The sequence below is a fragment of the Petrotoga sp. SL27 genome (assembly GCF_002924605.1).
Taxonomy (GTDB): Bacteria; Thermotogota; Thermotogae; order Petrotogales; family Petrotogaceae; genus Petrotoga; species Petrotoga sibirica.
Genome location: NZ_JAIP01000037.1, coordinates 1 through 253, shown reverse-complemented (window position 1 = coordinate 253; position 253 = coordinate 1). Strand labels below are relative to the sequence as shown.

Annotated in this window: 1 pseudogene; it reads left to right on the top strand. The window is 38.3% G+C overall.

Going from position 1 to position 253, the window contains the following annotated elements:
* Positions 1-179, top strand: a pseudogene (locus AD60_RS10560) (IS110 family transposase); the annotation flags it as partial.
* Between the last annotated feature and the right edge of the window lie 74 nt (positions 180-253).

Below are 253 nucleotides of genomic sequence, written 5' to 3'. Positions count from 1 at the left end.
TTATCGAAGCCGCTAGCTCCGTTAAAAACTATATCCCTGAGTTCAAAGAGTATTATTGGAAAAAATACTACGAGGTTGCCACTCATCAACACAAAAGAGCCCTCGCGCTCACGGCTCGTAAGTTGGTTCGTCTGATTTTTGCATTGCTGAGCAAAAATCGAATCTATTCGAATTACTAAGTTGAATAGATACAAGTGAATCTTTTTGTGTTTTCAAGCCTATTTTGAGTTTTTCTGAAAGTATGGGCATTGTC